The 17,085-nt window shown below is 63.6% G+C and carries 19 protein-coding genes; 6 read left to right on the top strand and 13 right to left on the bottom strand.

What is annotated here, in order from left to right; genetic code table 11:
- The first annotated feature begins 79 nt into the window (after positions 1–79).
- The 3 genes from lipB (at position 80) to ACVWZA_RS14785 (ending at position 2,004) form a co-directional block, all read left to right on the top strand.
- On the top strand, positions 80–748 hold the full coding sequence (gene lipB, locus ACVWZA_RS14795) for a lipoyl(octanoyl) transferase LipB (RefSeq protein ID WP_457312017.1): 669 nt from the start codon (positions 80–82) through the stop codon (positions 746–748).
- Positions 749–852: 104 nt separating this feature from the next.
- A complete protein-coding gene (locus ACVWZA_RS14790) occupies positions 853–1,128 on the top strand; it encodes a hypothetical protein (RefSeq protein ID WP_457312016.1) in 276 nt (91 codons plus the stop codon).
- A gap of 192 nt (positions 1,129–1,320) precedes the next feature.
- On the top strand, positions 1,321–2,004 hold the full coding sequence (locus ACVWZA_RS14785) for a hypothetical protein (RefSeq protein ID WP_457312015.1): 684 nt from the start codon (positions 1,321–1,323) through the stop codon (positions 2,002–2,004).
- A 1-nt stretch (position 2,005) separates the two neighbouring features.
- Here ACVWZA_RS14785 and queE read toward each other — a convergent pair whose 3' ends face one another.
- From queE to ACVWZA_RS14750, 7 genes are all read right to left on the bottom strand, one after another.
- Complete coding sequence (queE, locus tag ACVWZA_RS14780) at positions 2,006–2,638, bottom strand: 7-carboxy-7-deazaguanine synthase (RefSeq protein WP_457312014.1); 633 nt, start codon at positions 2,636–2,638, stop codon at positions 2,006–2,008.
- Between the two features lie 10 nt (positions 2,639–2,648).
- Positions 2,649–3,341 (bottom strand): 7-cyano-7-deazaguanine synthase QueC, encoded by a 693-nt coding sequence (gene queC, locus ACVWZA_RS14775; protein ID WP_457312013.1) that lies wholly within the window; start codon positions 3,339–3,341, stop codon positions 2,649–2,651.
- A gap of 179 nt (positions 3,342–3,520) precedes the next feature.
- Positions 3,521–3,949, bottom strand: a complete 429-nt coding sequence (locus ACVWZA_RS14770; protein ID WP_457312012.1) for a DUF3617 domain-containing protein — start codon at positions 3,947–3,949, stop codon at positions 3,521–3,523.
- A 112-nt stretch (positions 3,950–4,061) separates the two neighbouring features.
- Complete coding sequence (gene hslO / locus ACVWZA_RS14765; RefSeq protein ID WP_457312011.1) at positions 4,062–4,973, bottom strand: Hsp33 family molecular chaperone HslO; 912 nt, start codon at positions 4,971–4,973, stop codon at positions 4,062–4,064.
- Between the two features lie 163 nt (positions 4,974–5,136).
- A complete protein-coding gene (gene argF, locus ACVWZA_RS14760; RefSeq protein WP_457312010.1) occupies positions 5,137–6,057 on the bottom strand; it encodes an ornithine carbamoyltransferase in 921 nt (306 codons plus the stop codon).
- Positions 6,058–6,205: 148 nt separating this feature from the next.
- Complete coding sequence (locus ACVWZA_RS14755) at positions 6,206–7,396, bottom strand: acetylornithine transaminase (protein WP_457312009.1); 1,191 nt, start codon at positions 7,394–7,396, stop codon at positions 6,206–6,208.
- Between the two features lie 161 nt (positions 7,397–7,557).
- The gene (locus ACVWZA_RS14750) at positions 7,558–8,421 is read right to left on the bottom strand and encodes an ABC transporter permease (RefSeq protein ID WP_457312008.1); all 864 of its coding nucleotides are present in this window, start codon (positions 8,419–8,421) and stop codon (positions 7,558–7,560) included.
- A gap of 77 nt (positions 8,422–8,498) precedes the next feature.
- Between ACVWZA_RS14750 and ACVWZA_RS14745 the strand changes: the two genes are divergently transcribed.
- Positions 8,499–9,191 (top strand): GcrA family cell cycle regulator, encoded by a 693-nt coding sequence (locus tag ACVWZA_RS14745; RefSeq protein ID WP_457312007.1) that lies wholly within the window; start codon positions 8,499–8,501, stop codon positions 9,189–9,191.
- A 156-nt stretch (positions 9,192–9,347) separates the two neighbouring features.
- Here ACVWZA_RS14745 and ACVWZA_RS14740 read toward each other — a convergent pair whose 3' ends face one another.
- A complete protein-coding gene (locus ACVWZA_RS14740; protein ID WP_457312006.1) occupies positions 9,348–10,187 on the bottom strand; it encodes an outer membrane protein in 840 nt (279 codons plus the stop codon).
- Between the two features lie 150 nt (positions 10,188–10,337).
- On the opposite strand from ACVWZA_RS14740, the gene parE reads away from it, so the two are divergent.
- Positions 10,338–12,329 carry a DNA topoisomerase IV subunit B gene (gene parE, locus ACVWZA_RS14735; RefSeq protein ID WP_457312005.1) on the top strand — a complete coding sequence of 664 codons (1,992 nt, stop codon included), beginning with the start codon at positions 10,338–10,340 and terminating at the stop codon, positions 12,327–12,329.
- 26 nt (positions 12,330–12,355) lie between these two features.
- A complete protein-coding gene (locus tag ACVWZA_RS14730) occupies positions 12,356–13,681 on the top strand; it encodes a serine hydrolase (RefSeq protein WP_457312004.1) in 1,326 nt (441 codons plus the stop codon).
- Between the two features lie 144 nt (positions 13,682–13,825).
- Here the strand turns inward: ACVWZA_RS14730 and ACVWZA_RS14725 are convergent, their stop codons facing one another.
- From ACVWZA_RS14725 to ACVWZA_RS14705, 5 genes are read right to left on the bottom strand one after another with little or no spacing between them, the layout of a single operon-like run.
- The gene (locus tag ACVWZA_RS14725) at positions 13,826–14,083 is read right to left on the bottom strand and encodes a hypothetical protein (RefSeq protein WP_457312003.1); all 258 of its coding nucleotides are present in this window, start codon (positions 14,081–14,083) and stop codon (positions 13,826–13,828) included.
- Complete coding sequence (locus ACVWZA_RS14720; protein ID WP_457312002.1) at positions 14,080–14,631, bottom strand: GNAT family N-acetyltransferase; 552 nt, start codon at positions 14,629–14,631, stop codon at positions 14,080–14,082. The genes ACVWZA_RS14725 and ACVWZA_RS14720 overlap by 4 nt, the downstream gene beginning before the upstream one ends.
- Entirely contained in the window at positions 14,628–15,419 is a 792-nt protein-coding gene (locus tag ACVWZA_RS14715) for a LysR family transcriptional regulator (RefSeq protein WP_457312001.1), read from the bottom strand. Before ACVWZA_RS14715 ends, ACVWZA_RS14720 begins: the two co-directional genes overlap by 4 nt.
- Positions 15,416–15,814 (bottom strand): Co2+/Mg2+ efflux protein ApaG, encoded by a 399-nt coding sequence (apaG, locus tag ACVWZA_RS14710; RefSeq protein ID WP_457312047.1) that lies wholly within the window; start codon positions 15,812–15,814, stop codon positions 15,416–15,418. The genes ACVWZA_RS14715 and apaG overlap by 4 nt, the downstream gene beginning before the upstream one ends.
- Positions 15,815–15,839: 25 nt before the next feature.
- Entirely contained in the window at positions 15,840–17,048 is a 1,209-nt protein-coding gene (locus ACVWZA_RS14705; RefSeq protein WP_457311999.1) for a trans-sulfuration enzyme family protein, read from the bottom strand.
- Positions 17,049–17,085 lie beyond the last annotated feature (37 nt).

The raw sequence follows: 17,085 nt of genomic DNA, 5'->3' as shown, positions 1-17,085 counted from the left end.
GCTTGGCTCGCTGTTAGCGCAGCGATGCCGCGCTTGCCAATGCTTGCACCGACGGGTCGGGAGGGCCAAGTGGCCGATTGTGAGCAGCTTTCTCAACAATGATATCGAATGGCGCGTGACGCCGCAGCCGATCGACTATGCCGTGGCGCTCGCCGAGATGGAGGCTCGCGCGCAAGATGTGGCGCTCGGCACCGCGCGCGAACTGATCTGGCTGCTCGAACATCCGCCGGTCTATACCTCGGGCACCAGCGCCGACCCAGCCGAGCTGATCGATCCACGCTTTCCCGTGGTCCATGCCGGGCGCGGTGGGCGCTACACCTATCACGGGCCGGGACAGCGCATCGGCTATGTCGTGCTCGACCTCAACAAGCGCGGCCGCGATGTACGGCGCTTCGTCCACGCGCTCGAAGGATGGGTGATCGCGGCGCTCGACCGGATCGATATCTCGTCGTTTCGCGCGCCCGGTAGGATCGGCATCTGGACATTGGATCAGGGTCAGGAGGCGAAGATCGGCGCGATCGGGGTGCGCGTGAAGAAATGGATCACGATGCACGGTTTCTCCGTGAACCTGTCGCCCGACCTGTCTCATTTCGGCGGCATCGTGCCGTGTGGTCTGGCCGAATTCCCCGTGACGAGCGCGCAAAAGCTCGGAAAAGCAACAGATCTTGCAACCTTTGACGCCGCTTTGGCGTTAGGCGCGGACTCGTTCCTTGAAACGGTTTCTTCATCCGTCGTAAACTCGGCCTGAAAACTGGGCTTGAGGCACGACCCTAATAAGACTAATGTCCACCACGGTTTGGGTATTAAAGGTCTCGAGGCCATCCAGATCCATTATCTAGGGAGCTTTCCAAAATGCGTGCATTCATCACCAAGGCCATGATCGTTGGCGCCGCGCTGGCGGTTTCGGCCTGTGGTCCGACCACCACCACGACCACCGACAACACGATGGTTACCGATCTGAACGCAACCGAAGGCATGGACACCATGACCTCGGACAACATGACCACCGTCGACGGCGCAACCGACAATGGCGGCATGATGGCGAACGACACGATGATGTCGAACGACACCATGATGTCGAACGACACCATGATGACCAACAAAACGGTCACCACGAACGCAATGTAATCGACCTTTGGGTTGTTATATTCAGGGCCGCCCGGGAAACCGGGCGGCCCTTTCGATTCCAGCCAGCATGATCGGACGGATGCGATACTGCGTTGGGCTGGACAGTCGTAGCATATGGAATCATGGTGAAAATGCTTGGGGCACCGGACAAAAAGCCGTAACCGGTGCAGCGTCGAGTGTGAGAGGTTAGTGATGACTGTATTGCGTATCCTGGTTTCCGCCTTCCTTACCGTCGGCCCGCTCGCCGCGACGCCGGCATCGGCACAATTCTTCATGGCATCGCGCGATTTCAGCGGTGCGCCGGTGCGCGGCGACGAGCCCGGCATCGGCGTCGAAATGCCCGGCGCGACCGATGCGGAAATCCGCGCCGCCCTGCTGTGGAACATGCGCGCCGCGCTCAACGTCGCCGCGCTCAGCTGCGAATTCGAACCGACGCTGTTGACGGTGTCCAATTACAACGGCCTGATGGTTGACCATAAGGACGAGCTGGCAAAATCGTACGAGGCGCTCACCAAATATTTCAAGCGCATCAACAAGACGCCCAAGGCCGGCCAGACCGCGCTCGATCAGTTCGGCACCCGCGTTTATGGCAGCTTCACGACCGCCACCGCGCAATATGGCTTTTGCCAGACCGCCTCGTCGGTCGGGCGCGACGCGATCTTCCAGCCGCGCGGAACGCTGTACCAGGTGGCGATGAACCGCATGCGTTCGCTCCGCAACAGCCTCGTCCCCTATGGCGAACAGCGCTTCCCGCGCGGCATCCGCCTCGACCGCGCGATCACCGTGCCCCGCGTCGATGCGATATGCTGGAGCAAGAAGGGCGAGTGGAACGAGAAGAAATGCGGCACCACCGTCCAGTGGGTGACGCGCTATTAAATTAGCGCAGTCCCAGCAGCTTGTGGGTCTGGATCGTCAATCGCCAGCGCGGACGGTCCATCACCAGCGCGATTGCCGCGGCGTGATTGGCCTCGGCCGCCGCGCTGTCGAGCGGCTGGAGCAGGAAATGGGTGAAGTCCCAGCCTTCGATCGTATCGATATCCGTGCCGGGCTGCGGCCAGACCAGCTTGAGCTCGTCGCCTGAACGCTGCACGACCTCGCTGCCCGCCTTTGGGCTGATGCAGACCCAGTCGATGCCGGGATGCACGGCCAGGGTACCGTTGCTTTCAATCGCAATCTCAAAGCCGCGCGCATGCAGCGCCTCGATCAGCGCATCATCGACCTGGAGCATCGGCTCGCCACCGGTCAGCACGACGAAGCGCCCTTCCACCCCCTCGCCCCAGAACCCCAGCGCCGTATCGGCGAGTGCCTCGGCGCTGGCGAATTTCGCGCCGCCCAGTCCATCCGTACCGACGAAATCGGTATCGCAGAAGCGGCACACCGCGGTCGCCCGGTCCTGCTCGCGGCCCGACCAGAGATTGCACCCGGCAAAGCGTATGAACACCGCACGCCGACCGGCGTTCACACCCTCACCCTGCAGGGTAAGGAACATCTCCTTGACGGCATAACTCATCGCCACAGCCTCAGGCGGGCAGGACGGCATAGGCGGTTGGATCGGGCAGCCCGGCCTCCGCAAACCCCTTGGCGCGCAGCCGGCAGCTATCACACTGCCCGCAATGCACGCCACCCGGCGCCGGATCGTAACAGGACCAGCTGATCCCCGCATCGAGCCCAAGTCGCGCCGCTTCGCGCACGATATCCGCCTTGGTCATATGCTGCAGCGGCGCATGGATCCTGAATGGCGCACCTTCGACCCCGGCCTTGGTCGCCAGTTCGGCCAGCGCTTCGAACGCGGCGATGAATTCGGGGCGACAATCGGGATAACCCGAATAATCCAGCGCGTTGACGCCGATATACAGGTCGCGCGCGCCCGCCGCCTCGGCCCAGCCGAGCGCGAGACTCAGGAAAATTGTGTTGCGCGCCGGCACATAGGTGACCGGAATCCCCTCCCCCACCCCGGTCTTCGGCACATCGATATCGGCGGTCAGCGCGGAACCGCCGAATGCCGACAGGTCGAGCGGCATGACGATATGGCGTTCGACGCCAAGCATATGCGCGATGCGCCGCGCCGCGGCGAGCTCGACATGATGGCGCTGATTATAGTCCATCGAGAGCGCGAGCAGCCGGTGTCCATCCTCTTTGGCCCGCGCCGCCGCAACCATCGAATCCAGCCCGCCCGAGATCAGGACGACCGCGTAGGTGTTTGCAGATGTCATTATGTGTCCTGCGCTACGGACAACGGCGCATCACCGCAACCCCGGATAAAATCGGCCCAGGCAAAAAACGGGCCGCCCGTAGGCGACCCAGGGGTGACTCCTCCAGGAGCCGCTAGGGAAGAAAGCGTGCCCGAAAAATGACACGTGCATTGCTTTGCCACTCCACGGTAAACAAGCGCTTAATGCGTGCCTGCGCCGACCCCGCAAGCCCCGACGCGGCGCGCTTCGTAACTGAAGTCGAACGGTGCGCCATCGGCGATCCCTTGCGTCTGCAATTTGAACAGCCGCCCGGTTTCGACGGTGATCGTGGTGCGGCCATGGCCGGCGCCCGGGCAGGTATAATGGACGATCGCCGAATTGGCGGTGTCGGCAACGACGAAGCGCGAACATTGCGCCTTGCCGTGCTGGAGTTGAAGCAGGATGCGCGGATCGGCCACGCACAGGCTGCGCGCGCCCGGCCCGCCGACCTCGCGCAGCTGCCATTGCCCCTGTTCGATCGCATCGAGCGCGATGAGGTGCGGCGCACGCGCCGGACCCTCGCCGGCAGCGACACACCCCAGGAAGAGCAGCCCGAACAAGGCCGGGCGGATTGTCGTCAGAACCCGCATCATCACATCCAGCTTATCTCCGGCCGCGCCAGATGCGCAGACCAGATACCCCATCATCATCTGGGGAGTGATCGGAAGACTTACAATAACGGTTACGAAACGACATTGATTGTCATAAAACGACATCAGTTACTGGCACGGGAAATTTTTGTGCGCAAAAGGCGCAATCGACCGTGATCATGCCATCCTCGCCGGCCATGGCGCGCTGCTCTTCGACCGGGAATTTGCCCAGCACCTGTGCGATATAGTCGGGCGAGCAGCGGCACCCCCTGGACAGCGCGGCCTCGGACAGCAGGCGCACCTCGTCCTCCTCGTTGAACAGCCGCCAGACCAGGGTCTCCAGCGTCAGCGCCGGATCGGCGAGTTCGTCGGCGCCCATTGTCCCGCCAAGGATCGCGACATGTTCCCATTCGGGATGGTCGAGCCGCGTGTGGATACGCTCGCGCCCCTCCTCGCCCTCGGGCAGGTGCTGAAGGAACAGACCGCCGGCGAAGTGCCCGCCACCGGCGCGCCGAGCGATGCCAAGCTTGACTAGCGTCGGGATCTGCTCGGACTGAACGAAATAATTCTGCGCCGCCTCAGCCAGCGTGTCGCCATCGAGCGGCACGATGCCCTGATAACGCTCCTTCGTCGCCGCCTGATCGAAGGTTATCGCAAGATACCCCGCGCCGAACAGCGCAAACAGGCTCGGCTGTTCCGGCCCCGCCGCAAGTCGCTCAGCGTCGAAATCGACATATCCACGCAGTTCGCCGCCCTTGTAATCGCACACCAGCAGCTTGACGACGCCACCATCGGCCTGCGCCTGCAGGGTCAATTGCCCACCGGCGTCCTTGAGCGTCGATCCGATCAATGCGGCAAGCGTCAGCGCCTCCGCGAGCAATGCTTCGATCGCGAGCGGATAGGCATGCGCGGCCAGGATCGTGTCGAGCACCGGCCCCAGCCGCACGATCCGCCCGCGCGCGTGCCGCGCCGGAATGGTGAAACCGAGCGCGCGATCGGTGTCGTAAATGTTACCGTCTTCCATTGTCATCCCCGCGAAAGCGGGGATCCCGCTTCTTCTGCTGGCGCTGCACAAAGGCAGCGGGATCCCCGCTTTCGGGCCCTATCGAACTATTACTTCGATGGGGCCCGAAAGCGGGGATGACGGAAGATAGGCGTTAGAACCCGCGAAACAACTCGGCGAATATTCAACCGATCTGTCCAAAGCACCAGCGCAGGATCGATTTCTGCGCATGCATGCGGTTCTCAGCCTCTTTCCAGATCAGCGACTGCGGTCCGTCGATCACCGCATCGGTCACTTCCTCGCCGCGATGCGCGGGCAGGCAGTGCATGAACACGGCATCGGTCTTGGCCTTGGCCATCAGCGTCTCGTCGACCTGATAGGGCCACATCGCCTTCAATTTGGTCTCGGCATGGTCCTGACCCATCGAGATCCAGGTGTCGGTGACCACCACATCCGCGCCCTCGACAGCCTCTGCCGCAGTGCCGACGACGCGCGCGCGCCCTTGCCCTCGGGCAACATCGCTGCCTGATGGCATAAAGCCCTGCGGGCACGCCGCGACGACGTCGAAGTGCATCAGCGCCGCCGCCTCCATGATCGACGCCAGCACATTATTGCCGTCGCCGAGCCACGCCCATTTCAGGCCGGGCAGCGGCTTGCCCGCCTCGATCACGGTGAGCAGGTCGGCCATGATCTGGCTCGGATGCGATGCATCGGTCAGACCGTTGATCACCGGCACGCTGGCGTATTCGGCCATCTGTTCGATCTTGGCATGATCGTCGGTGCGGATCATGATCGCGTCGCAATAACCCGACAGGACGCGCGCCGTATCGGCGATCGTCTCACCGCGTCCGATCTGCGTGGTGCCCGCATCGAGTATGATCGAACTACCGCCCAATTGCCGCATCGCCATGTCATAGGATACGCGAGTTCGCGTCGAGTTCTTCTCGAACACCATGCCCAGCACATGGCCGGCAAGCGGCACATCGCTATCCGCGCGGCCCTTGGGCCAGCCCTTGCGCAACGCCTTGCGATCGAGCGCGTCCGCGATCATCGCCGCAATCCCGTCGCCCCCGGCATCGGACAGGTCCAAAAAGTGGCGGTACATCAGATCCTCCCCGGAACGGGGAGGGGGACCATTCGCTTATTCAGTGAATGGTGGAGTGAGACCTCCCCACGCACAACATTGCTTGGCACGCCCCCTCCACCAGCTTCGCTGGTCCCCCTCCCCAGTCCGGGGAGGATTTGAGAACCCATCACTCGTCCGCAGCGGGCACATAGACCCGCGCCGCCTCGCTCAGCCGCTCGATACATTCCGCGATATGGTTTTCGTCGATCACCAGAGGCGGCAGGATGCGCACGACATTGTCGCCCGCCGCCACCGTCAACAAGCCGTGATTGTCGCGGCAATGCGCGACGAAACGGCGGCTGTCGGACTTGAGCTTGATGCCGAGCATCAGGCCGTGCCCGCGCACACTGTCGAACAGATGATCGTGATTGGGCAACATCTGCTCGAGCGCCTGGCGCAGCCGCGCGCCCATCCGCTCGACATTTTCAAGGAAACCGGGCTCGAGGATCACGTCGAGCACCGCTTCGCCCGCCGCCATCGCCAGCGGATTGCCGCCATAGGTCGATCCGTGCGTGCCGATCACCATACCCTTGGCCGCTTCTTCGGTCGCAAGACACGCGCCAAGCGGGAAGCCGCCGCCGATACCCTTGGCGGCCGCAATAATGTCCGGCACCACGCCGTACAGTTCATGAGCGAACAGCTTGCCGGTACGACCATAGCCCGCCTGCACCTCGTCGAGCACGAGCAGCAGGCCGTGTTCGTCGCACGCCTTGCGCAGCCCTTTGAGGAACTCCTTGGTCGCCGGGCGGATACCGCCCTCGCCCTGGATCGGTTCGACCAGGAAGCCGGCGGTGTTGTCGTCGATCAGCGCCAAAGCACCTTCGAGATCGTTGAAATTGGCATATTTGAAACCCGGCAGCAGCGGTTCGAATCCGTCGCGCATCTTCGCCTGGTTGGTCGCGCTGATCGTGCCGAGCGTCCGACCGTGGAACGCCGTATCAAAGGTGATCAGGTCGTGGCGTTCGGGATTGCCGTTGACGAAATGATAGCGGCGCGCGGTCTTGATCGCGCATTCGACCGCTTCGGCGCCCGAATTGGTGAAGAACACCGTGTCGGCGAAGCTCGCATCGACCAGCCGCTGCGCGAATTTCTCGCCCTGTGGCGATCCATACAGGTTCGACACGTGCATCAGCGTCGCCGCCTGGTCGGCGATCGCCTTGACCAGCTTTGGATGACCGTGCCCCAGCGAATTGACCGCGATGCCGCTGGCGAAGTCGAGATATTTCTCGCCTCGTTCACCATAGAGATACACACCCTCGCCTCGCACCGGCCGCACCCCGCAGCGGGGATAGACGGGCATAAGTGGGGTGATCGGCATGACGGTGCTCCTGAAAAGCAAATGGGCGACCAGAACGGTCGCCCGAAGCGGACTTTTAGGGTTTGCCCGGAGGAGCGTCAATCATCGCAGTCGAAGCCGACTGCATAGCGCCGTTTAGACCTCCCTCGCGTTTCCACGCGATCGAGGCCGATTGGGCGACCCTAGTTCTTCAGCCGCCAGCCACCCTTGAGCAGCGCATAGCAAAGCAGCCCGAGCGCCACGTCGATCGCCAGGATGACGATGCTGCCGATCCAGATCGGCGAATCGGCCGTGCCGAGAAAGCCGTAGCGAAACCCCGAGATGATGTAGAAAAACGGGTTGGCGTGGCTGATCGCCTGGAAGGTCGGGGCCAGCCGGTCGACCGAATAGAAGGTGCCCGACAAAAGGGTCAGCGGCCCGACCACGAAATTGGTCACCGCGGCGGCATGATCGAACTTCTCCGCCCAGATGGAGGTCAGCACGCCGAGCAACGCAAGGAAGGTCGCACCAAGCAGCCCGAACCACAGGATCGCGATCGGGTTGCGCGGGACGACATGCACACCGGGCCAGACCAGCATCGCCAACCACACCGCGAAACCGACGCAGAAAGCGCGCGTCACCGCACCCCCGACCAGCGCGGCGAGCAGTTCCGCGGTCGACAGCGGCGGCATCAGATAATCGACGATCGTGCCCTGGATCTTACCGACCAGCAGCGAGAAGCTGGCATTGGCGAAGGCGTTGGTCAGCATGCCCATCACGATCAAGCCCGGAGCGAGAAAATCAGCGAATGCTACCTCGGTTCCTCCGACATGCACCGCGCTCCGGGCGCCCATCGCGACTGTGAAAACGATCAGATATAACAGCGTCTGCATCGCCGGCGCCCAGATCGTCTGGAGCTGCACCTTGAAGAATCGACGCACCTCCTTGATATAGAGGGTTCGAAGACCGCCCCAATTGACATTCCGGATGACGGGAACGCCTGGGGCGTTTAACACCGCCGATTGAACTCCATAGGTTTCTGGGCCGATTGGGGGCTGGCTGCTCATGGCGAACGCGCTAATGACTGCCGCCGCCACCTGCAAGTCGCCATGGTAAAACGACGGCCATGATTTGAGGATTTGAGATGAGCTGGACCGACGAGCGTATCGATACGCTGAGAAGGATGTGGGAAGGCGGCAGCACCGCGAGCCAGATCGCCGAGGAACTCGGCGGGGTCAGCCGCAATGCGGTGATCGGCAAGGCGCATCGCCTTGGCCTGCAGTCACGCCCTTCGCCGGTCAAGGCCAACGAGCCCGACGCCGCCAAGCCTGTCGCTGCCGCAACGCCCGCGCCCAAGCCCGCATCCCCTCCTCCGCCGCCCAAGCCGGTGGTGGTCGCCGCGCCGCCTCCGCCCGCCCCGGTCCAGGAGATCGAGGAAGAGGACGAAGACGAGGATGACGGCGAGGAAGTGGTCGTCGCGAAGCCCGCCGCGCCGCCTCCGCCGATCATGCGTTCGGTCGGCCCCGGCGGCTTCCTGCGTCAGGCCCCCGGCGAGCAGCAGGCACCGATAACCCCGGCGCCGCCGCGCCGCCTGGTGCCGGCCAAGCCCTCGGCCGACATGGCGGACAAGACGACCTTGCTCGATCTCAACGACAAGATCTGCAAATGGCCGCTTGGCCATCCTGGAGAACCCGATTTCCACTTCTGCGGCGACAAGGTGAATCCCGGTTTCCCTTATTGCGTCGCTCATTGCGGCCATGCCTATCAAGCGCAGCTGCCGCGCCGCGATCGCCGCCCGCCGCCGCCGTTGCCGTTCGGTGGCGTCCGCGCCCGCTGATCTCAGCGCACAAGACCAAAAAAAAGGGCCGCCCGCTTTCGCAGGCGGCCCTTTTTTTGTCTGGCGACACGCTCTCTCCGTCATTCCCGAGGAAGTGGGCGAGCACCCGGACTGGATGACCCGGGTGAGAGATTACCCCGGGCCGGTGATATCACCCTAGAAGCGGAACTGCGCGGTTGCGCGGACGCTGTGCCAGCGGAACTGATCGTCGCTGCGTGCGAAGTCGGTGCCGGTGGTGTTGGGCGGCAGGATGAACGGGTTGGTCGCCGGCGCCGTGCCGGCACCCGCGCGGACGGTGTAATCATCGTCCTTGTACTGATTGTAGAGATACTCGAGACCGATCGAGAAGTTGCGGCCAAGCTTCTGTTCGATACCACCGCCCGCGACGAAGCCCCAGGCATCATCGTCACCGCTGCCGGTGAAGCTGTTCAGCCCGTTGCTGGTCGTGAAGCTGTGATCGAGCTTGGCATAGGCCGGACCGCCGGTCGCATAGAACAACGTCGTGTTCGCGGCATAACCGAGGCGCAGACGAAGGTTCGCGTCGTAATCGACCTCGCGTGTCATCGTGTAGCGTGCCGGCGTCGTACTGAACGCCGAGACGCTATCGCGAATCTGGGTCTTGCCGAATTCACCAACCACACCGGCGACAATATTACCGAACTGCTTGTCGAAGCCGATCCGCGCCGAATAGCTGATATTGTCCTTGTCGTTACGGCACGCGACATTCGCGGTCGAGGTTGCCGCACCGCCACAGAAACCCGGCGAAAAAGCATTGGCACCAGACCCGGTAGTAACCGTGTCGCCGAAATTGCCGTCGAGATTGCGATCGAACAGGATCTTCTCATTGCCATCGTTGGGCTGAGCGTCGAAGCCAATCGTCCCGCCAACATAGACGCCGTCGAACGGTGCCTTTTCGGTATCCTGGGCAAAGGCGGGGCCGGCGAGCGCGAGAGCGGCGGCGCTTGCGACGAGGGTAATGATATACTGGCTGCGCATCGTGTTACTCCCAATGGTGCGTTAGCGAAGGCAGGAACGTTCGCAGTTGCAACACGGGCGCATGCCCAGCGTCATTTACACAACATGTTACAAATCGGCCACAGCGGCGGCACGCTTGCCCGAGAGAGTCTTGCTCTCCTATAGCGAGGCATGGCCGATGATCTGTTCGCTTCCTCCACTACCACCGGGTCCGATTACAACGCGTCATCGATCGAGGTCCTTGAAGGCCTCGAACCGGTTCGCCGCCGCCCCGGCATGTATATCGGTGGTACCGACGAGCGCGCTCTGCACCACCTTGCCGCGGAGGTCCTCGACAATGCGATGGATGAAGCGGTTGCCGGCCATGCGACGCGGATCGAGGTCACGCTCGAACCCGGCAACCGGCTGACCATCGTCGACAATGGCCGCGGCATTCCGGTCGATCCGCATCCTAAATTCCCCGACAAATCGGCACTGGAGGTGATCCTTTCGACGCTCCATTCGGGCGGCAAGTTCGACGGCAAGGCCTATGCGACCTCGGGCGGGTTGCACGGCGTCGGCGTCAGCGTGGTCAATGCGCTGTCATCCGACACGACGGTCGAGGTGGCGCGCAACAAGACGCTATACCGACAGCGTTTTTCGCGCGGCGTGACGCTCGGTCCGCTCGAGGCGCTTGGCCCGACACCGAACCGGCGCGGAACTTCGGTCAGCTTCGTGCCCGACGAGGAGATTTTCGGGCCGGAGATGCACTTCAAGCCGGCACGGCTGTACAAGCTCGCCCGCTCCAAGGCCTATCTCTTCGCCGGGGTCGAGATCCGCTGGAAATGCTCGCCCGAACTGATCACGCCCGAATCCTCTGGCGACACCCATGCGGAAGCCGTGTTCCAGTTCCCCGGTGGCCTTGCCGATCATCTGCGCGAACAAGTCGGCACGCGCGAATGCGCCACCGCAGACTTTTTCGCCGGCACGCAGGACTTCCCCAACGAACAGGGCCGGGTCGAATGGGCGGTCGCCTGGCCGTTATGGAGCGACGGGTCATACAGCTGGTATTGCAACACCATCCCGACCCCCGATGGCGGCACGCATGAGGCCGGCCTGCGCGCAGCTTTGGTGCGCGGCATCCGCGGCTTCGGCGACCTGGTCGGCCAGAAAAAGGCCAAAGACATCACCGCCGACGATGTGATGGTCGGCTGCGAATTGATGCTCTCCGTGTTCATCCGTGAACCGCAATTCCAGAGCCAGACCAAAGACCGTCTGACTTCGCCTGAGGCAGCGCTACTGGTCGAAAAGGCGGTGCGCGACCATTTCGACCATTATCTCAGCCGCAACATGGAACGCGGCAAGGCATTGCTCGGCTATGTGCTCGAACGGATGGACGACCGCCTGCGCCGCAAGGCGGAGCGCGAGGTCAAGCGCAAGACCGCAACTTCCGCGCGCAAGCTGCGCCTGCCCGGCAAGCTGACCGATTGCTCCTCCGACGATCCCAAGGGCACCGAGTTGTTCATCGTCGAAGGAGATTCGGCCGGCGGTTCGGCCAAGCAGGCGCGCGACCGCAAGACTCAGGCGATCCTGCCGATCCGCGGCAAGATCCTCAACGTCGCATCCGCCACCTCGGCCAAGATCGGCGCCAATCAGGAGATCGCCGACCTGATCCAGGCGCTTGGCTGCGGCACGCGCAAGGACTGCTTGCCCGAGAATCTGCGCTACGAACGCATTGTCATCATGACCGACGCCGATGTCGACGGCGCGCATATCGCGACTTTGCTGATGACCTTCTTCTTCCAGGAAATGCCTGAACTGGTGCGCCAGGGTCACCTCTTTCTCGCCCAGCCGCCGCTCTATCGCCTGACCGCCGGCACCAAGTCGCTTTACGCGATGGACGATGCGCACCGCGCCGCGATCGAAGCGAAGGAATTCAAGAACAAGAAGGTCGATGTCGCGCGCTTCAAGGGCCTTGGCGAAATGAACCCGATGCAGCTGCGCGAAACCACGATGGACCCGAAGACGCGATCGATGCTGCGCATCACCCTGCCGCAGGAATATGAGGAACGCGCGGTGGTCAAGGATCTGGTCGATCGCCTGATGGGCAACAACCCCGCGCACCGTTTCGCCTTCATCCAGGAGAACGCCGCGCGGATCGAGGAAGACGCGATCGACGCCTGATCTCTCCGGATTTCGAGGGACCGTTCATGCGCTTACTGATGACTATGTTCGCCGCGCTGCTCCTGCCCGTTGCGGCAATTGCGCAGACACCGCCGGTCGCAAGCCCGGCGCCGGTCAAGGCCGCGCCCGAACTGGCAGCGCGGATCGCCGAACTGCCCGCACTGCTCAAGGGCAGTGGCGATTACGACGCCAGCTTCTCGCCCGCCTTCCGCGCCGCCGTGCCCAAAGCGACGTTCGCGACGATCAGCGCACAATTGTCCACATCAAGCGGTGCGGTAACCGGGATCGAGCGCGTCACGCTCGTCAGCCCCTGGAGCGCGACCGTCCTTGTCGGCTTTGAACGCGGCATTGCGACGATGCAGATCGCGGTCGATCCGGCGGCGCCGCACCAGATTGCCGGCCTTCGCGTCACCGGCATGTCGGGGCGCGAGGCGACGCTGGGCGCGGTGATCGACACGCTGGCCAAACTGCCCGGCACTACCGGCTTCGCCTTTGCCCGGCTCGACGCTGCCGGCCCTGCACTTCTGCAATCGCGCGCGCCGGACCGTACCTTCGCGATCGGATCCGAATTCAAGCTTGTCATTCTCGCCGAACTGGTGCGCTCGATCTCAGCGGGCGAACGGCGCTGGGAAGACGAGGTCACGCTCGACGGCACGCCATTGCCCGGCGGGGCCTATACGATGACCCCGGCCGGCACCAAAGTGTCGATCTACGCGCTGGCCGAACAGATGATCTCGATCAGCGACAACAGTGCGACCGATATATTGATCAAACTGGCCGGGCGCGCGAAGGTCGAGGCGATGCTCGGCACGGTCGGGATCGCAGATCCAGCGGGTATGCGGCCGTTCCTGTCGACTTTGGAAGTGTTCAAGCTCAAGGGCGGCTCAAATGGCGTGCTTGGCGAGCGCTGGGCGGCGCTCGACGAGGCAAGTCGCCGCGCCCTGCTCGATGGCGAGGTCGCGAAGCTGCCGATCTCGGCGATCGACCCAGCCATGTTCGCCGCCGGCAAGCCGCTGCGCATCGACAGCCTCGAATGGTTCGCGACGCCTGCCGACATGGTGCGGGTGATGGACTGGTTGCGCCGTCACAGCGAAAGCGGCCCCGCCGCCCGTGTACGCGACATCCTGTCGAAGAATTCAGGGATAGGCCCCGGCCCGGCCGGGCAATGGCGCTATCTCGGCTTCAAGGGCGGGTCCGAACCCGGCGTCATCGCCATGACCTTCCTGCTACAGGGCAAGGACGACACATGGTACGCGATGTCGGCAAGCTGGAACGATACCGCAGCACCAGTCGACGATTCCCGCTTTGCCGGATTGATGGCGCGCGCGGCGGAACTGGCGGCGGGCGGCTAAGCGTTCGGGGCTTGACGGCCTGCTTCTTTCCGTTCGTTTCGAGCGAAGTCGAGAAACAAGCCATAGCGCCGCGTAAAATTTCTCGACTTCGCTCGAAACGAACGGATGAAGGGCGATTACGATCAGCCGACAATCACCCCCAGGCTATTCGCTCAGCATCCGCCGCTGGTGATATCGCATCCGCACGACAATGCCCGCGAGCAGGTGCAACGCACCGAGAATGACGAAGACCAAGGGCAGGATCCCCGGCAGGCTCGGCATCCACAAATGGCGATACAGCGCAAGCGCAGCGCCGATGATCGCCAGGATGACGCCCATCAGGCGGATCGGCCGCGCGATGCCGCGCAGCTCCTTGCGATAGGCCGCACGCGCGGCCGACGTGCTTAGCTCGGGCGGCGTCATGCCTGCCGCCATTCTTCGCGCAACAATCCCCAGATGAAGCTGTCGCGCACGCCGATATGCGTTTCCCATTCGGCGCGCAGCAGCCCCTCCTGCTTGAAACCAAGCCGTTGGAGCAGGGCATTGGACGCGTGATTGTCGGGATCGGTATCGGCGAACACGCGCCGGTTGCCCTCGCCGAGGAACAGCAGATCGAGCAGCCGCGTCACCGCTTCGCGCGCAAGCCCGGTTCCCCAATGCTGCCGGACAAGTGAATAGCCGATCTCGACCACCCTGCCCTGCCGCTTCTCGTGCGCGGCGACCGTGCCGATCGCCCGAACCCCGCTCTCCCGATCATCACCCTTCAGCGTGATGGCCCAGGTACGCCAACCCTCTGTGGCAATATTGCGTGCCAGCCTCTCGCGCGTCTGCTCGAGCGTGTCGTGCGGCGGATGCGACCACCAGGTCATCAGCTCCGCATCGCCATAGATCGCGTGCATCGCCTCGGCATCGTCAATCGACATTGGGCGCAGGCGCAGCCGCTCGCTTTCGATCACCGAAGGCGCGCTCACGCGGTCAGCGCCTCCACCAGCGCCTTGACCTTCTTCTGCCGCCATTGCGGCAGCGGCGCGACCAGCCAGTAACCGAGCCGGTAAGGCTTTGGCTCGCCAAGCGCGACGACCCGGCCCGATGCGATATCGGCGGCGGCGAGCAGTTCTGGCACGGTCGCGCGGCCCAGGCCCTGCGCTGCCGCGTCGAGCGCCAGACCGGCATCGCCGACCCTCACCAACGAGATATCGGGATCATTGACACAGCCCGGCCAGGAGATGCGCGTATCGATCCCGCCGCCCGGGCGCTCGACCGTGATCATGCCTTCGGACTCGATCGCTTCGCCCTCATGTTCGCCGGGTCCGTCGCCCCAGCGGATCGCGAGATCAAGATTGGCCTGGGTGAAATCGACATCCTCGTCTGCCGATACGAGTACGAAGCGAAGTTCGCCGTCGCCCCGCGCGATCTCGGCAAGGCGCGGCATCAACCATTTCTCGGTCAGGTCGCGCGGCGCGGCGATGGTCAACGACTTGGATGTCTGGCCCGCCTGCATCGCGCGAACCGCCTCTTCGAACTGCAGGAACCCGTGGCGTAGCGCGGCCAGGCCCGCCTCGCCTTCCGGCGTCAGTTCCAGGCCTTTGGTGGTACGGCGGAACAGCACCACGCCGAGCGTATCCTCCAGCGCGCGGATCTGCTGGCCGACCGCAGCGGGCGTGACGGCGAGTTCGTCGGCGGCGCGGGTGAAGGACAGATGGCGCGCCGCGGCGTCGAGCACGCGCAGGCCGTTGAGTGGCAGATGGGTGCGCTTCACGCCCCCACCGCCGGCGCCAGCAGCGTGAATTTCGGGATATCGACATCGAACGCCGACCCATCCTCCGCCATCATATGATAACTGCCCTGCATCGATCCCGTCGGCGTAGCGAGCGGGCAGCCCGAAACGTAATCGAAGCTCGCGCCCGGTGCGATCAGCGGCTGTTCGCCGACCACGCCTTCGCCCTCGACCGAATGGCGCGCACCGCGGCCATCGGTGATGATCCAGTGCCGCGTGAGCAGTTGCACCGCTTGCTCGCCGACATTTTCCAGCCGGATATGATAGGCCCAAAACCAACGGCCGCGCTGCGGCTCGGACTGTTCGGGAAGATAACTCACCGATACGCGCACGATGACCCCGCGCGTCTCCGCGACATTGGGGAACAGCGCTTCCATGCCCCCGCTCATGATCCGATCCGGGTCATAACCCGACCGCCGTCAGCGCCTGGTCGAGATCGTCGATCACGTCCTGCGGATCTTCCAGGCCGACATTCAGCCGCAACAGATTCTCGGTCACGCCCATCTCGATTCTCTTTTCCTCGCTCACGCCATAATGCGTCGTCGAGGAGGGATGAGTCATCAGCGAACGCGAATCGCCGATATTGTTCGAGATATCGATCAGGGCGAGCGCGTCGAGCAGCCCGTGCGCCTGAGCCCGGCCGCCTTCCACTTCGAACGCGAAGATCGGGCCGCAGGCATCCATCTGGCTCATCGCCAGATTATGCTGCGGATGGCTCGGCAGGCCGGGGTGGAGAATGCGCGGCACACGTTTTTCGAGGAACCTGCCGACCTTCAGCGCATTCTCGCTCTGGCGGCGGATGCGCAGGTCGAGCGTCTCAAGCCCCTTGAGCACCACCCAGGCATTGAACGCGCTGAGCGTCGGTCCGGTGTTGCGGGTGAAAGGCAACAGCGTGTTGTTGATGAAATCGTCGGTCCCGCATACCGCACCGGCAAGCACCCGGCCCTGCCCGTCCATCATCTTGGTTGCGCTATAGGCGGTCACATCCGCACCGAACTCCATCGGGCGCTGCAGCGCGGGCGTCGCGAAGGCGTTATCGACGACGCTGACGATGCCATGCTTGCGCGCGATGTCGCACACCGCCTTCAGGTCGACCACGTCCATCGTCGGGTTGGCGGGCGTTTCGAAGAAGAACAGCTTGGTATTGGGCTTTACCGCATCGGCGAATTGCTGCGGATCGCGGGCGTCGACGATCGTCACTTCAACGCCGAATTTGGGCAGCAACGTATCGGTCAGCCAGCGGCACGATCCGAACGCGGCGCGGCCGGCGACGATATGATCGCCCATCTGCAACTGACAAAGCATGACCGCGGTCATCGCCGCCATGCCCGTTGCCATCGACCGGCAGGCCTCGGCACCATCGAGCAGCGCAATGCGCTGTTCGAGCATCTCGACCGTCGGGTTCTGCAATCGCGAATAGGTCATGCCGGCCTGTTCGCCGGAAAACCGCGCCGCGGCGTCGGCGGCGCAATCATAGGCATAGCCCGAGGTCAGGAAGAGCGCCTCCGACGTCTCGCCGAATTCGGATCGCGCGGTGCCGCCGCGGATCGCTTGAGTCGCGGGGCGCCAGGTGCGGGTGATGTCGCGGTTCTGTCCGGTACGGCGTTTCATGGCGCCGCTTTGCCGGGAGGGATCACCCTACGTCAAT

The sequence above is a fragment of the Sphingomonas sp. UYAg733 genome (assembly GCF_054057355.1).
The sequence above is the reverse complement of the archived record's forward strand: the minus strand, read 5'-3'. Positions and strand labels throughout refer to the sequence as shown.

What these genes read in the sequence shown, in the direction of transcription:
- ACVWZA_RS14790 (WP_457312016.1), top strand. Translation starts at nt 853, where the DNA reads ATGCGTGCATTCATCACCAAGGCCATGATCGTTGGCGCCGCGCTGGCG.
- ACVWZA_RS14785 (WP_457312015.1), top strand. Translation starts at nt 1,321, where the DNA reads ATGACTGTATTGCGTATCCTGGTTTCCGCCTTCCTTACCGTCGGCCCG.
- queE (WP_457312014.1), bottom strand. Translation starts at nt 2,638, where the DNA reads ATGAGTTATGCCGTCAAGGAGATGTTCCTTACCCTGCAGGGTGAGGGT.
- queC (WP_457312013.1), bottom strand. Translation starts at nt 3,341, where the DNA reads ATGACATCTGCAAACACCTACGCGGTCGTCCTGATCTCGGGCGGGCTG.
- ACVWZA_RS14770 (WP_457312012.1), bottom strand. Translation starts at nt 3,949, where the DNA reads ATGCGGGTTCTGACGACAATCCGCCCGGCCTTGTTCGGGCTGCTCTTC.
- hslO (WP_457312011.1), bottom strand. Translation starts at nt 4,973, where the DNA reads ATGGAAGACGGTAACATTTACGACACCGATCGCGCGCTCGGTTTCACC.
- argF (WP_457312010.1), bottom strand. Translation starts at nt 6,057, where the DNA reads ATGTACCGCCACTTTTTGGACCTGTCCGATGCCGGGGGCGACGGGATT.
- ACVWZA_RS14755 (WP_457312009.1), bottom strand. Translation starts at nt 7,396, where the DNA reads ATGCCGATCACCCCACTTATGCCCGTCTATCCCCGCTGCGGGGTGCGG.
- ACVWZA_RS14750 (WP_457312008.1), bottom strand. Translation starts at nt 8,421, where the DNA reads ATGAGCAGCCAGCCCCCAATCGGCCCAGAAACCTATGGAGTTCAATCG.
- ACVWZA_RS14745 (WP_457312007.1), top strand. Translation starts at nt 8,499, where the DNA reads ATGAGCTGGACCGACGAGCGTATCGATACGCTGAGAAGGATGTGGGAA.
- ACVWZA_RS14740 (WP_457312006.1), bottom strand. Translation starts at nt 10,187, where the DNA reads ATGCGCAGCCAGTATATCATTACCCTCGTCGCAAGCGCCGCCGCTCTC.
- parE (WP_457312005.1), top strand. Translation starts at nt 10,338, where the DNA reads ATGGCCGATGATCTGTTCGCTTCCTCCACTACCACCGGGTCCGATTAC.
- ACVWZA_RS14730 (WP_457312004.1), top strand. Translation starts at nt 12,356, where the DNA reads ATGCGCTTACTGATGACTATGTTCGCCGCGCTGCTCCTGCCCGTTGCG.
- ACVWZA_RS14725 (WP_457312003.1), bottom strand. Translation starts at nt 14,083, where the DNA reads ATGACGCCGCCCGAGCTAAGCACGTCGGCCGCGCGTGCGGCCTATCGC.
- apaG (WP_457312047.1), bottom strand. Translation starts at nt 15,814, where the DNA reads ATGGAAGCGCTGTTCCCCAATGTCGCGGAGACGCGCGGGGTCATCGTG.
- ACVWZA_RS14705 (WP_457311999.1), bottom strand. Translation starts at nt 17,048, where the DNA reads ATGAAACGCCGTACCGGACAGAACCGCGACATCACCCGCACCTGGCGC.